Origin of the sequence: Paracoccus nototheniae, from assembly GCF_004335005.1 — a bacterium.
GTDB classification, from domain to species: Bacteria; Pseudomonadota; Alphaproteobacteria; order Rhodobacterales; family Rhodobacteraceae; genus Paracoccus; species Paracoccus nototheniae.
Window position 1 is genome coordinate 1 of the sequence record NZ_RQRT01000015.1, and the last position, 12,013, is coordinate 12,013.

At 65.4% G+C, this 12,013-nt stretch carries 15 protein-coding genes and 1 pseudogene; 6 read left to right on the forward strand and 10 right to left on the reverse strand.

What is annotated here, in order from left to right; genetic code table 11:
* Positions 1 to 67: 67 nt before the first annotated feature.
* The 5 genes from EG885_RS22675 to EG885_RS08000 form a co-directional block, all read right to left on the reverse strand.
* Positions 68 to 232 carry a hypothetical protein gene (locus EG885_RS22675; RefSeq protein WP_165571072.1) on the reverse strand — a complete coding sequence of 55 codons (165 nt, stop codon included), beginning with the start codon at positions 230 to 232 and terminating at the stop codon, positions 68 to 70.
* Between the two features lie 37 nt (positions 233 to 269).
* Positions 270 to 482 carry a hypothetical protein gene (locus EG885_RS07985; RefSeq protein WP_131573957.1) on the reverse strand — a complete coding sequence of 71 codons (213 nt, stop codon included), beginning with the start codon at positions 480 to 482 and terminating at the stop codon, positions 270 to 272.
* Positions 483 to 735: 253 nt separating this feature from the next.
* The gene (locus EG885_RS07990) at positions 736 to 1,188 is read right to left on the reverse strand and encodes an RrF2 family transcriptional regulator (protein WP_131573958.1); all 453 of its coding nucleotides are present in this window, start codon (positions 1,186 to 1,188) and stop codon (positions 736 to 738) included.
* 121 nt (positions 1,189 to 1,309) lie between these two features.
* Positions 1,310 to 1,783, reverse strand: coding sequence for an Lrp/AsnC family transcriptional regulator (locus EG885_RS07995; protein ID WP_131573959.1), 474 nt, complete (start codon positions 1,781 to 1,783; stop codon positions 1,310 to 1,312).
* Entirely contained in the window at positions 1,780 to 2,235 is a 456-nt protein-coding gene (locus EG885_RS08000; protein ID WP_131573960.1) for an Lrp/AsnC family transcriptional regulator, read from the reverse strand. Before EG885_RS08000 ends, EG885_RS07995 begins: the two co-directional genes overlap by 4 nt.
* An 84-nt stretch (positions 2,236 to 2,319) precedes the next feature.
* On the opposite strand from EG885_RS08000, the gene ilvC reads away from it, so the two are divergent.
* Positions 2,320 to 3,387, forward strand: a complete 1,068-nt coding sequence (gene ilvC / locus EG885_RS08005) for a ketol-acid reductoisomerase (RefSeq protein WP_131573961.1) — start codon at positions 2,320 to 2,322, stop codon at positions 3,385 to 3,387.
* 139 nt (positions 3,388 to 3,526) lie between these two features.
* On the opposite strand, the gene yghU is transcribed toward ilvC, so the two are convergent.
* Positions 3,527 to 4,390 (reverse strand): glutathione-dependent disulfide-bond oxidoreductase, encoded by an 864-nt coding sequence (yghU, locus tag EG885_RS08010; protein WP_131573962.1) that lies wholly within the window; start codon positions 4,388 to 4,390, stop codon positions 3,527 to 3,529.
* 97 nt (positions 4,391 to 4,487) lie between these two features.
* Between yghU and EG885_RS08015 the strand changes: the two genes are divergently transcribed.
* Positions 4,488 to 5,567 carry a PA0069 family radical SAM protein gene (locus tag EG885_RS08015; protein WP_131573963.1) on the forward strand — a complete coding sequence of 360 codons (1,080 nt, stop codon included), beginning with the start codon at positions 4,488 to 4,490 and terminating at the stop codon, positions 5,565 to 5,567.
* 33 nt (positions 5,568 to 5,600) lie between these two features.
* Here the strand turns inward: EG885_RS08015 and bmt are convergent, their stop codons facing one another.
* The 4 genes from bmt to rpsF form a co-directional block, all read right to left on the reverse strand.
* Positions 5,601 to 6,590 carry a betaine--homocysteine S-methyltransferase gene (gene bmt / locus EG885_RS08020; protein WP_131574012.1) on the reverse strand — a complete coding sequence of 330 codons (990 nt, stop codon included), beginning with the start codon at positions 6,588 to 6,590 and terminating at the stop codon, positions 5,601 to 5,603.
* Between the two features lie 201 nt (positions 6,591 to 6,791).
* The gene (gene rplI / locus EG885_RS08025; protein ID WP_131573964.1) at positions 6,792 to 7,376 is read right to left on the reverse strand and encodes a 50S ribosomal protein L9; all 585 of its coding nucleotides are present in this window, start codon (positions 7,374 to 7,376) and stop codon (positions 6,792 to 6,794) included.
* A 13-nt stretch (positions 7,377 to 7,389) separates the two neighbouring features.
* Positions 7,390 to 7,617: a 30S ribosomal protein S18 gene (rpsR, locus tag EG885_RS08030; RefSeq protein WP_131573965.1), complete on the reverse strand. Its 228-nt coding sequence runs from the start codon at positions 7,615 to 7,617 to the stop codon at positions 7,390 to 7,392.
* 13 nt (positions 7,618 to 7,630) lie between these two features.
* Positions 7,631 to 8,080 (reverse strand): 30S ribosomal protein S6, encoded by a 450-nt coding sequence (gene rpsF / locus EG885_RS08035; protein ID WP_131573966.1) that lies wholly within the window; start codon positions 8,078 to 8,080, stop codon positions 7,631 to 7,633.
* A 295-nt stretch (positions 8,081 to 8,375) separates the two neighbouring features.
* Between rpsF and speB the strand changes: the two genes are divergently transcribed.
* The 4 genes and pseudogenes from speB to EG885_RS23275 all read left to right on the forward strand — a co-directional run.
* Entirely contained in the window at positions 8,376 to 9,335 is a 960-nt protein-coding gene (gene speB, locus EG885_RS08040) for an agmatinase (RefSeq protein WP_131574013.1), read from the forward strand.
* A 119-nt stretch (positions 9,336 to 9,454) separates the two neighbouring features.
* Positions 9,455 to 10,510 carry a peptide chain release factor 1 gene (prfA, locus tag EG885_RS08045; RefSeq protein ID WP_131573967.1) on the forward strand — a complete coding sequence of 352 codons (1,056 nt, stop codon included), beginning with the start codon at positions 9,455 to 9,457 and terminating at the stop codon, positions 10,508 to 10,510.
* Positions 10,507 to 11,343, forward strand: a complete 837-nt coding sequence (gene prmC / locus EG885_RS08050) for a peptide chain release factor N(5)-glutamine methyltransferase (protein ID WP_131573968.1) — start codon at positions 10,507 to 10,509, stop codon at positions 11,341 to 11,343. Before prfA ends, prmC begins: the two co-directional genes overlap by 4 nt.
* Positions 11,344 to 11,598: 255 nt before the next feature.
* Positions 11,599 to 11,859: pseudogene (locus EG885_RS23275) on the forward strand (DUF4167 domain-containing protein); the annotation flags it as partial.
* Between the last annotated feature and the right edge of the window lie 154 nt (positions 11,860 to 12,013).

Here is a 12,013-nt window from a genome sequence, read left to right on the forward strand (position 1 = left end):
AGGGGGGGGCGCTGCCCCCGTCCTGCGGACTCCCCCGGGATACTTGGGCCAAGATGAAAGGGTCGGGTCAGAGGCCCATCGGGGTCAGGCGGGCCGGGGTCAGGCGGGCGATGGGCCAGCCGGTCAGCGTGCCGCGCCCGGTCGAGATGGTGACGCGGCCATCGGGATGCTGGGCCAGGCGGGGGCCCTGGGCGCTGGAGCGGGTGCCGGTCTGGATGGTGACGATGGTCATGATGGGGTTTCCTGGCGAATGGATCGGATCGCGGGCGTCAGTGGGCGAAGGTGCCGGGCAGCGGCAGGATGCGGGTATGCCACAGGCTGGGGTCGCGCCCGGTCAGCAGGTCGCGGGCCGCCTGTGCAGGATCGCGGCTGAAGGCGGTCAGGGCGGCGCCATTGACGCGGTGCGGGTAACCCGTACGGCGGTCGATCAGCGTGACCGCGTAAAGCGGCGGGCGGGTCGGGGGCGTCTGGTGCAGGCTCATCGGTCGTCCTTTCCGTTATGCCGCTTGGGGCGTGGCGATGAGTTAATATCGACAGGAAAAGTCGTGTTTAGCAATAGAATAAAAACAGCTGATTTAGTCGTGATTTTAGGATGATCTTCTCTGAAGGGGGGTCGGGGTTCTGTAGGGAATTGTTATCAAATCGTATTAGCAGTCATGAACCGTCCGGCGATCCGGCGGGAAAGCGTTCGGTTGGGGTGCGAACCGGGTGATTTGTTCGGGCCAGAGGCCGGAGTCAGGCCCCGGTGACCTGCGCTGCGACGGTTTCCGAGCCCAGCATATCGGCCAGCGACAGCGATTCGATCAGGATCAGATAGGACCAGAACACCTCCGAGAACACGCGCCGCAACCGGCAGGTGGCCTCGTCGGTGCAATCCTCGCAGCGCTGATAGGCGCGGCGCGACAGGCAGGGCAGCGGCGCGATCGGCCCGTCGATCAGCCGCAGCAGTTCCGAGATCGACACGTCCTCGGGGCGCTTGATCAGGCTATAGCCGCCCGAGCGCCCGCGGATCGAGGCGACGATCCCGGCATTGCGCACCTCGAGCAGGATCTGTTCCAGAAACCGCTTGGGCGTGCCCGAGCGTTTGGCGATCGCCTCGATGGTCAGCGCCTCGGGGCGGTCACGGCGCGCCTCGTCGCCCAGCACCAGCAGGGCCTTCAGCGCGTATTTCATCTTTTGCGTGATCATCGCCCGGCCTCCGCATGCGTTGGTGTCAGACGGCTATAAGGCAGATCGAGGGTACGGGAAAGAAAAGACGACCAGAGGCCGGGGGTTTTGGCAAAGGGCGTGGCAAGGGGGCGACGATCCGTCACTGTCCCGGCGGACCACCCAACGGCCCCGGACGCCGTTCTTCGGACAGCATCACATTCGCCTCGACCTGCCCCACGCCGGGCAGGGTCATGATCCGGCGCCGCAGGATGCGTTCGAAATCGCTGATGTCGCGGGCGGTGATGCGCAGGCGATAGTCGAACTGCCCCAGCACATGCTGAACCAGCTGCACCTCGGGGATGGCGGTGACGGCGCGTTCGAAATCCTCCAGACTGGTCCGGCCCTTGGCGGCCAGCTTGATGCCCAGAAACACCGTCACGCCAAAGCCGAGCGCCGCCTGATCCAGCACCACCCGCCGCCCGGTCACGATCCCCTGATCAGTCAGCCGCCGGATGCGCCGCCATGCGGCAGGCTGGCCGATTCCCAAGGCGCGCCCCATATCGGCGGCGCTGGTCGTGGCATCTGTCGCCAGCACCCGCAGGATCGCCAGATCGAGGGCGTCCAGATCCTTCACAGCGCCAGTTCCTCGCTGTCCTTGATGGTGGCGACCAGCATCAGCGCATCCAGCTCCGAAATATGGGGCAGGGTCAGAATCCGGTCGCGATAGACCTGCTGCCAATGGGCCATATCCCGCGCGATGACCGAGGCGCGCCAGTCGACGCTGCCCAGAAAACTTTGGATTTCCGTGACCTCGGGCACCTGCCGCAGGGCCGCCAGGAATTCGTCGAAGGCGCGAGGGTTCGTCTTGTCCAGCGTGAAGCGCAGCGAGACCTCGACCTCCCACCCCAGGGCGCGCCAGTCGATGCGCGCCTGAATGCCCTTCAGCACCCCGGCCTCGCGCAGGCGTTCCTGCCGCCGCCACAGGCTGGCGGTCGTGACCCCCGCCCGCTCGGCCAGGGTGGCGGCGGGTGCGGCGGGATCAGCCAGAAGATGGCGAAGTATGCGGCGATCGGCGGTATCGGGCATGAATATCATCCTGAAGCTCATATCAGAACATGATTATTTTAAGAAGATGCCATTTTACGGAGCGATTGCGGGAATGCCTTCGCGATGGGCAGTCTAGAAAGACATCATCAGACAAGAAGGACTTCCATCATGCGCGTTTACTATGACCGCGACTGCGACGTGAACCTGATCAAGGACAAGAAAGTCGCCATTCTGGGCTATGGCAGCCAGGGCCATGCCCATGCGCTGAACCTGCGCGACAGCGGCGCCCGCAATCTGGTCGTCGCCCTGCGCGAGGGCAGCCCCTCGGCCAAGAAGGCCGAAGGCGAGGGCCTCACGGTCATGGGCATTGCCGAAGCCGCCGCCTGGTGCGACGTGATCATGTTCACCATGCCCGACGAGTTGCAGGCCGAGACCTATAAGAAATACGTCCATGACAATCTGCGCGATGGTGCCGCGATCGCCTTTGCCCACGGCCTGAACGTGCATTTCGGCCTGATCGAACCCAAGCCCGGCGTCGACGTGATCATGATGGCCCCCAAGGGCCCCGGCCATACCGTGCGCGGCGAATACACCAAGGGCGGCGGCGTGCCCTGCCTCGTGGCCGTCCATCAGGACGCATCCGGCAAGGCGATGGAAATCGGCCTGTCTTATTGCTCGGCCATCGGTGGCGGGCGTTCGGGCATCATCGAGACCAACTTTCGCGAGGAATGCGAGACCGACCTGTTCGGTGAACAGGCGGTTCTGTGCGGCGGTCTGGTCGAACTGATCCGCATGGGCTTCGAAACCTTGGTCGAGGCCGGCTACGAGCCGGAGATGGCCTATTTCGAGTGCCTGCACGAGGTCAAGCTGATCGTCGATCTGATCTATGAAGGCGGCATCGCCAACATGAACTATTCGATCAGCAACACGGCGGAATATGGCGAATATGTCAGCGGCCCCCGCATCCTGCCCTATGACGAGACGAAGGCCCGGATGAAGGCGGTCCTCAAGGACATCCAGTCCGGCAAGTTCGTTCGCGACTTCATGCAGGAAAACGCCGTTGGCCAGCCGTCGTTCAAGGCGACGCGCCGCATCAATGACGAACACCAGATCGAACAGGTGGGCGCCAAGCTGCGCGAGATGATGCCGTGGATCAGCAAGGGCAAGATGGTCGACCGCGCCCGCAACTGATCTGTAGAAAGCCGGGGGTTTCACACCCCCGGACCCCCGTGGGATATTTCTACCAAGATGAAGAGGGCAGCCTTTTCATCTTGGCCTAAATATCCCGGGGGGAGTCCGAAGGACGGGGGGCAGCGCCCCCCTTTCTGTTTCAGCCTTCCAGCTTGTCCTGCGTCCGGGTCTGGAAATCCGCCGCGTCATGGCGTTCATGCAGCTGTTTGGCCGGATCGCCAGAGACATTGTTGACCATGATGCCGCGTTGCACCGCAGGGCGGGCCGCGATCTCGGCCTGCCAGCGGTGCAGGTTGCGATAGCGTTCCGCGTCAAGGAAGGTTGCCGCATCGCCATAGGCGCCGCCGGTGATCAGCCGACCGTACCACGGCCAGATGGCAATGTCGGCGATGGTGTAATCATCGCCCGCGATAAAGCGGGTCTTGGCCAGCCGCTTGTCCAGCAGGTCCAGCTGGCGTTTGACCTCCATGGTGAACCGGTCGATCGCGTATTCGATCTTGACCGGCGCATAGGCATAGAAATGCCCGAAACCGCCGCCCAGATAGGGGCCTGCGCCCATTTGCCAGAAGAGCCAGTTCAGCGCCTCGGTCCGTCCGGCAGGATCCGATGGCAGGAAGGCGCCGTATTTCTCGGCCAGATACAGCAGGATCGATCCCGATTCGAAGACCCGCTGCGGGGGGCTGACCGAATGATCCATCAGCGCGGGGATCTTGGAATTCGGGTTCACGTCGACAAAGCCGCTGCCGAACTGGTCGCCATCGCCGATCTTGATCAGCCAGGCGTCGTATTCGGCGTCATGCCCGGCTTCGAGCAACTCTTCGAGCAGGATGGTGACCTTTTGCCCATTGGGCGTGGCCAGCGAATACAGCTGCAGCGGGTGCTGGCCCACGGGCAGATCGCGGTCGTATTGCGCGCCTGCGGTGGGCTTGTTGATGCTGGCGAACTGGCCGCCATTGGCCGCGCCGGGGGTCCAGACCTTGGGAGGGGTGTAATCGTCGCTCATCATCTGTCCTGTCATTGTGCCTGATCAAGGATGGGGATGGGTGGCGCCAACATCAACGGGCTTTGCATATGTTCCCTTTGTGTTCTATATTGATGTCATGCTGCCACCTCGCAACCCCGACCAACGCCTGAAGGCCCGAGGCTCTGACACCCGACCATCGGGGCGGTTCGAGGCCTTGTCCCATATCCGCTGTTCGGATGGCTGGGACATCCCCGAGGATCAGGCCTTGCTGCGGACCGAGGTCACGACCGAGCAGCCGCGCAGCATCATCACCCGCAACAGCTCGCCCGATATCGGCTTTGATCGGTCGATCAATCCCTATCGCGGCTGCGAGCATGGCTGCATCTATTGCTATGCGCGGCCCAGCCATGCCTGGCTGGGCCTGTCGCCGGGCGCGGATTTCGAAACGAAGATCACCGCCAAGCCGGGCGCCGCCGCCTTGCTGACGCGCGAACTGGGGCGGCGCGGCTATAAGCCCGCGCCCATCGCGCTTGGGACCAATACCGATCCCTATCAGCCGGTCGAGGCGCGGCTGGCGATCATGCCGGGCATCCTGCGGGTGCTGCGCGACTGGAATCACCCGGCGACGCTGGTCACGCGCGGCTCGATCGTGCTGCGCGATCTGGATCTGTGGGCCGAGATGGCGGCCCGCGATCAGGCGATGATCGGCGTCAGCATCACCACGTTGGACGCCGATCTGGCCCGCGCAATGGAGCCGCGCGCGCCCTCTCCCGTCACGCGGCTGCGGATGATCCGCGACCTGGCCCGCGCGGGCATTCCGGTGCGCGTCATGGTCGCCCCGGTCATCCCGGTCCTGACCGAACCCGAGATCGAGCGGATCCTGCAGGCCGCGCATGAGGCCGGGGCCACCACCGCCAGCATGATCCCCCTGCGCCTGCCGCATGAGGTCGCGCCGCTGTTCCGGGACTGGCTGGACAGGCACCGGCCCGGCATGGCCGCGCATGTCATGAACCGCGTTCAGGCCATGCGCGGTGGGCGCGACAATGATCCGCGCTTTGGTCATCGCTTCAAGGGCGAGGGGATCGAGGCGCAGCTGGCGCAGCAGCGATTCCGTCTGGCGCGCAAGCGGCTTGGCTATCGCGAAGGCAGCCCGGCGCTGGATTGCAGCCGCTTCGCCCCGCCGCCCAAGGCAGGGGATCAGTTGTCGCTGTTCTGACCTTTCCGGTCTGGTGCTTTGCGTCCTATGGGATCAGTGCCTGTGCCCGATGGTCAGGCCGTCCTGACCCATGCCGCCGCTAAAGGCGCCAAGGCGGGCGGTGATCTGGTCCAGCGTCGGGCGCGGACCTTTCGGGCGGGTTTCCAGCGCGCTGCGCATGGCCTGCAGATGCTCGGGCATGGTGCCGCAGCATCCGCCGATGATCCGCACGCCCATGTCGCGGGCCAGGCAGGCGTAATCGGCCATCAGGTCGGGCGTGCCGTCGTAATGCAGATGGCCGTCCTGCAGATGCGGGACGCCCGCATTGCCCTTGGCGATGATCGGGCGTTCATTGCCCGAGGCCGCAAGCCCCGCCACCGTTCGCAAGAGATCCGAGGCCCCGACGCCGCAATTCGCGCCATAGGCGACGGGGGGATTGGGCAGCTTTTCCACCGCCGCCGCTAGTTGCATGGGTGTCACGCCCATGATCGTGCGTCCTGCCGTGTCAAAGCTGAGACTGCCGCACCAGGTCATGCCGACGCGGCGCGCCGCCTCGGCCGCGGCGCGCAATTCGTCAAGCGAAGCGAGGGTTTCGATCCACAGGATATCGGCGCCGCCGTCGCGCAGCGCCTCGGCCTGTTCGTGAAACATCTCGATGGCGCGGGATTGGGTCAGGCTGCCCATCGGGGCCATGATCTCTCCGATGGGGCCCATGCTGCCGGCGACGACCAGCGGACGGTTGGCCCGGTCGGCCTGTTCGCGGGCGATCTCAGCCGCCAGACGGTTCAGCTCGGTCACGCGATCGGCGGCGCCGTGCAGCGAGAGGCGGCTGGCATTGGCGCCAAAGCTGTTGGTCAGGAACAGGTCGGACCCGGCATCGATGGCGCTGCGATACAGGGCGGCGATGCGATCCGGATGGGTGGCGTTCCAGATTTCGGCCGGGGTGGCACTGTCCAGTCCCATGTTGAACAGCGCGGTGCCCGTCGCCCCGTCGGCCAGAACATGAGGGCGGGTGGCCAGCATCCGGGTCAGCGCATCGGTCATCGTCTTGTCCTTGCCCGGCAAAGGGGACATGGCCGCCCCGGCAGAGGTGCCGGGCAGGGCAGCGGCCCCTGCGGGGTCATATCCGGTAATCAGATCCATGCGGGATGATGCCATGTCAGGAAACAGGATGCATCCGAACAGATAAAAACCGCGCCGGTTTCCCGGCGCGGCGAAAATTTCAGGCAGTTTGACAGAAACCAATCAGTTCCGGTCGTCGCTTTCGCCATCGTCGGCGCCGCCGATATCGTCGAACAGTTCGGCGATCTCGAATTCGGCTTCGGCATCGGCATCAGCGGCCATGTCCTGAATGGACTTGCCCTGTGCCTGCAGCTCGGCTTCTTCGGCCGAACGGGCGACGTTCATGGTGATCGTCGCCTCGACCTCCGGGTGCAGCACGACGGTGACGTCATGCAGGCCCAGATCCTTGATCGGATTGCGCAGCACGACCAGCTTGCGATCGACCGTAAAGCCGTTCGCGGTGGCCGCATCGGCGGCGTCACGCGTGGTGACCGAGCCGTACAGCGCGCCCGAATCGGAAGCCGAGCGGATGATCACGAAGGTCTGGCCTTCGAGGGTCTCGGCGATCTTCTGGGCATCGGCCTTGGATTCCGCGTTGCGGATTTCCAGCTGAGCCTTGCGGCCTTCGAATGCCTTGATATTGGCTTCCGAAGCGCGCATCGCCTTGCCCTGCGGCAACAGATAGTTGCGCGCAAAGCCCTGCTTGACGTTCACGACTTCGCCCATCTGGCCCAGCTTGGCCACACGTTCCATCAGGATGACTTGCATTGTTCAGGTCTCCTTACTTGATGACATAGGGCAGCAGGGCCAGGAAACGCGCGCGCTTGATGGCACGGGCCAGCTCGCGTTGTTTCTTGGCCGAGACGGCGGTGATGCGCGAGGGCACGATCTTGCCGCGTTCGCTGATATAGCGCTGCAGCAGGCGGGTGTCTTTATAGTCGATCGCAGGTGCGTTATCGCCCGAGAACGGGCAGACCTTGCGGCGACGGAAGAAGGGTTTGTTGGCCATGGGTCAGATCCTCTCAGTTCCGCTCGCGGCGTTCGCCGCCGTCACGGGGACGGTCGTCGCGGGGACGATCGCCACGGTCGGGACGGTCGCCCCGGGGGCGGTCGCCGCGATCGCCACGGTCACCGCGCTCGCCACGCTCTTCGCGCTTCTGCATCTGGACCGAGGGGCCTTCCTGATGTTCGTCCACGCGGATGGTCATCACGCGCATCACGTCATCATGCAGGCGGGCCAGACGTTCCATTTCCAGCACCGCGTCCGAAGGCGCGTCGGTGCGCAGAAAGGCGTAATGGCCCTTGCGGTTCTTGTTGATCTTGTAGGCCAGGGTGCGGACACCCCAGTATTCATGTTCCACGACCTTGCCGCCGTTATCGGCGAGTACGGTCGAGAAATGTTCGATCAGCCCTTCGGCCTGCGTGTTCGACAGGTCCTGGCGGGCGATCAGCACATGCTCGTACAGAGGCATGGCGATCCTTTCGGGTTTGTTGCGCATTTCATCGACGGATCGTCCCTTCCGCACCCGTCACGAGAGGCTGCGCCGTTACAGAAAAGAGCATGGCGGAAGGATGGGGTCTTCTAGCAGCGAATGCTGCGGATGCAAGGTGATTCGGCGCTGTCGATGGGGAAGGGGGCTGCCGCCCCCGGCCGCGATGCGGCCTCCCCCGCGGATATTGTCGTGAAGAAGAAGGGTCGAGGCGGCAGGGTCTTGCATGGGGGGCAGAGGGCGGGGCAGTCTGGCCCAGCATATTTTGGGGGACGTGATGGCGCTGGAAGATGCGAAGACGCAAGTGGATCAGGCTTTCACGCGCGAGAGCCTGCGCGGGCTGTCGTTCGAGAATGCCTTTGGCGGGGCCACGAGTTTCCTGCGGCGACGCTATAGCAAGGATCTGACCGGGGTCGATCTGGCGGTGACGGGCATCCCCTTCGATCAGGCGGTGACGCATCGGCCGGGCACCCGGTTCGGACCGCGCGCGATCCGCGAGGCCTCCACGCTGCAGGCTTTCGATGCGCCCTATGGCTGGGCATATGATCCGCTGGCGCTGCTGGATGTGGTCGATTACGGCGACATGGCGTTCGATTATGCCAACATGCGCGATGTGCCGGGGCGGATCGAGGCGCATATCGGCGCCATTCTGGATGCCGGGGCGGCGCCGGTGACGCTTGGCGGGGATCATTCGATCACTCTGCCGATCCTGCGGGCGGTGGTGGCGCGGCGGGGGCCGGTGGCGCTGATCCAGTTCGATGCGCATTCCGACACCTGGGTCGATGACGATCCGGACCGGATCGATCATGGCACCTTTCTGTACAAGGCGATCCGCGAGGGCGTGGTCGATGCGGCGGCCAGCGTCGCGGTGGGCATCCGCACCGACAATCCCGACACGATGGGGGTGACGATCCTGGACGCGCCCATGGTTCATCGCGACGGCGTCGATGCGGTGCTGGCCCGGGTGCGGGCGGTGGTGGGCGAGAGGCCGGTCTATGTGACCTTCGACATCGACGCGCTGGACCCGGCCTTTGCGCCGGGCACAGGGACTCCGGTCTGGGGAGGCCTGGCCAGCTGGCAGGCGGCGGCATTGTTGCGTGGGCTGGCAGGGGTGGATCTGATCGGCGGCGATGTGGTCGAGGTGTCGCCGCCCTATGACACGACCGGGGCGACGGCGATCGCGGGGGCGCACGTGGCGCTGGAACTGATCGCGCTGTTCGGCTGGACCCGACGGTGAATGGCGTCCCGCGACGGCCGGGGGGCTTCCTGCCCCCCGGACCCCCCTGGGGATATTTGCGGACCGATGCAGGGCAAGTGGCGCTTGTCCCGTCGCGGGCGCGGGGGTAAGGCGCATTCATGGTGCCCGAAGACCGTCTGATCCAGATCCTGCAGCGTTTCGAGTTTCTCGAGGCGCGGCTGAATGCCGGTGCCGCGCCCGATCAGATCGCCGCGATCAGCCGCGAATATGCCGAGCTGAAGCCGGTGGTCGAAGAGATCGGCCAATGGCGGACGGCGCAGGACGGGCTGGCCGAGGCGCGCGCGATGCTGGGGGATCCCGAGATGCGCGGTCTGGCTGAGGAGGAGTTGCGCCGGATCGATGCGCAGTTGCCCGCGCTGGAACAGGCGTTGCGGCTGGCCTTGCTGCCCAAGGATGCCGCCGATGCGCGCCCGGCCATCGTCGAGATCCGGCCCGGAACCGGGGGCGACGAGGCCGCCCTGTTCGCCGGCGATCTGCTGGAGATGTATCGCCGCCATGCCGAGGGGCAGGGCTGGCAGTTCCAGATGCTGGATCTGACCCGGACCGAATTGGGCGGCGTCAAGGAGGCCACCGCCCGGATCGAGGGCGAGGGGGTCTTTGCCCGGCTGAAATACGAATCCGGCGTGCACCGGGTGCAGCGCGTGCCCACCACCGAATCGGGCGGACGCATCCATACCAGCGCCGCCACCGTGGCCGTGCTGCCCGAGGCCGCCGAGGATGTGGCCATCGACATTCCCGCCGGCGACATCCGCATCGACACCATGCGCGCCAGCGGGGCGGGCGGCCAGCATGTGAACACCACCGATTCGGCGGTGCGCATCACCCACCTGCCCACCGGCATCGTCGTCACCAGCAGCGAAAAGTCCCAGCATCAGAACCGCGCCAATGCCATGGCCGTGCTGCGCGCACGTCTGTATGACATGCAGAGGGCTGCGGCGGATGCCGAACGCTCGGCCGATCGCAAGTCGCAGGTCGGCAGCGGCGATCGCAGCGAACGCATCCGCACCTATAATTTCCCGCAGGGCCGCATGACCGATCACCGCATCAACCTGACGCTTTACGCGCTTGACCGGATCATGGCGGGCGATCTGGCCGAGATCATCGATGCCCTGACCTCCCATGATCAGGCTGCACGGCTGGCGGAGGCGGAATGAATTTGTCGCAGGCTCAGGCCGAGGGGGCGGCCCTGCTACGTGCGTCGGGGATCGAGGGCGGCGCCCGCGACGCCGACCGCATTCTGGCCGCCGTGCTGGAGATCGAGCCGGGCCAGTTGCGCATCACCGAGGATCTTACGCTGAGCGCGGATCAGGCGGCGCGGTTTCATCGCGGCATTGCGGCGCGCGCGCTGCGTCAGCCTGTGGCGCAGATCGTCGGGTTTCGCGATTTCTGGGCGCATCGCTTTCAGGTGACCCGCGACACGCTGGACCCCCGCCCCGAAACCGAGGCGCTGGTCGAGGCCGCGCTGGCTCGCCCCTGGCACAGCGTGCTGGATCTGGGGACCGGGACCGGGGCCATCCTGATCTCGCTTCTGGCGGCACGGTCGGGAACCGTCGGGCTGGGCACCGATATCTCGGAGGCCACGCTGCAGGTGGCGCGGTTCAACGCCCGGCAGATCGGCGTGAATGCGCGGTTCCGGCAGGCCGACTGGGTCGAGGGGGTGACGGGACAGTTCGATCTGATCGTGTCGAACCCGCCCTATATTGCCGAGGCCGAGATGGCAGGCCTTGCGCCCGATGTGCGCGACTGGGAGCCCCGCGCCGCGCTGACCGACGGGGCCGACGGCCTCAGCGCCTATCGCATCATCGCGGCGGGTGCGCGCGACCTGCTGGCCCCCGGCGGCGCGGTGCTGGTCGAGATCGGGCCGTCGCAGGGGGCGGCGGTCATGGGATTGTTCGCGGCGCAGGGCGGTGCGGCGCGGGTGCTGCCGGATCTGGACGGGCGCGATCGCGTGGTGGTGGCGGAATTTGATGGCGCATCAGCGGTTTGACCGCGGCTGCGCGATATTTCACGCAGTTTTCGCTTGTCTAACCCTGCGTGACATGGTTAGTCGGCGGCGTGCGACAGCCAAGCCGCCGTCGCATGGGTCAGCCACATACTGCCGATTCCGAAGGGTCGCGTCATCGCGTCCTTGCCGGGGACAGGCAGGGCTGAACGGAGAGGCTGGATGCCCCCGTAACCGTCCGACACCGCCGTCCAGTTCATTCTGGCATCCCGACGCCCGGAAACATTTACAGACAGTCTGATGAGATCATCAAAATCCCGCTCGCGTAGCAAATCGAACCGCCAGCGCACGCTGGGAAACATCACCAATCGTGTCTTTGAAAGCTCGGGGCCCGAGGGCAAGGTGCGTGGCACCCCCCAGCAGATCATCGAGAAATACCTGACGCTGGCGCGTGACGCCCAGCTGTCCCATGACCGCGTGGCCGAGCAGAGCTTTCTGCAACATGCCGAGCATTACACCCGTATGCTGGGTGAGGCGAACAAGGAAATGGCCGACCGTCAGGGGCAGGGCAGACCCGAGGATGACGGCTATCAGTCCAGCATGGGCGGTCACGGCTATCATCAGGGCGGCAACGCTCAGGGGCATGGCCAGAATGGTGGCCAGAACGGCAACCAGAACCACGGCTATCAGAGCAATGGCAATTCAGGACAGGGCG

Coding starts and splice junctions, on each gene's coding strand:
- ilvC (WP_131573961.1), top strand. CDS start 2,320: ATGGGCAGTCTAGAAAGACATCATCAGACAAGAAGGACTTCCATCATG.
- EG885_RS07985 (WP_131573957.1), bottom strand. CDS start 482: ATGAGCCTGCACCAGACGCCCCCGACCCGCCCGCCGCTTTACGCGGTC.
- yghU (WP_131573962.1), bottom strand. CDS start 4,390: ATGAGCGACGATTACACCCCTCCCAAGGTCTGGACCCCCGGCGCGGCC.
- EG885_RS07990 (WP_131573958.1), bottom strand. CDS start 1,188: ATGATCACGCAAAAGATGAAATACGCGCTGAAGGCCCTGCTGGTGCTG.
- rpsF (WP_131573966.1), bottom strand. CDS start 8,080: ATGCCTCTGTACGAGCATGTGCTGATCGCCCGCCAGGACCTGTCGAAC.
- rpsR (WP_131573965.1), bottom strand. CDS start 7,617: ATGGCCAACAAACCCTTCTTCCGTCGCCGCAAGGTCTGCCCGTTCTCG.
- EG885_RS08015 (WP_131573963.1), top strand. CDS start 4,488: ATGCTGCCACCTCGCAACCCCGACCAACGCCTGAAGGCCCGAGGCTCT.
- bmt (WP_131574012.1), bottom strand. CDS start 6,590: ATGACCGATGCGCTGACCCGGATGCTGGCCACCCGCCCTCATGTTCTG.
- EG885_RS22675 (WP_165571072.1), bottom strand. CDS start 232: ATGACCATCGTCACCATCCAGACCGGCACCCGCTCCAGCGCCCAGGGC.
- prfA (WP_131573967.1), top strand. CDS start 9,455: ATGGTGCCCGAAGACCGTCTGATCCAGATCCTGCAGCGTTTCGAGTTT.
- rplI (WP_131573964.1), bottom strand. CDS start 7,376: ATGCAAGTCATCCTGATGGAACGTGTGGCCAAGCTGGGCCAGATGGGC.
- prmC (WP_131573968.1), top strand. CDS start 10,507: ATGAATTTGTCGCAGGCTCAGGCCGAGGGGGCGGCCCTGCTACGTGCG.
- EG885_RS08000 (WP_131573960.1), bottom strand. CDS start 2,235: ATGCCCGATACCGCCGATCGCCGCATACTTCGCCATCTTCTGGCTGAT.
- speB (WP_131574013.1), top strand. CDS start 8,376: ATGGCGCTGGAAGATGCGAAGACGCAAGTGGATCAGGCTTTCACGCGC.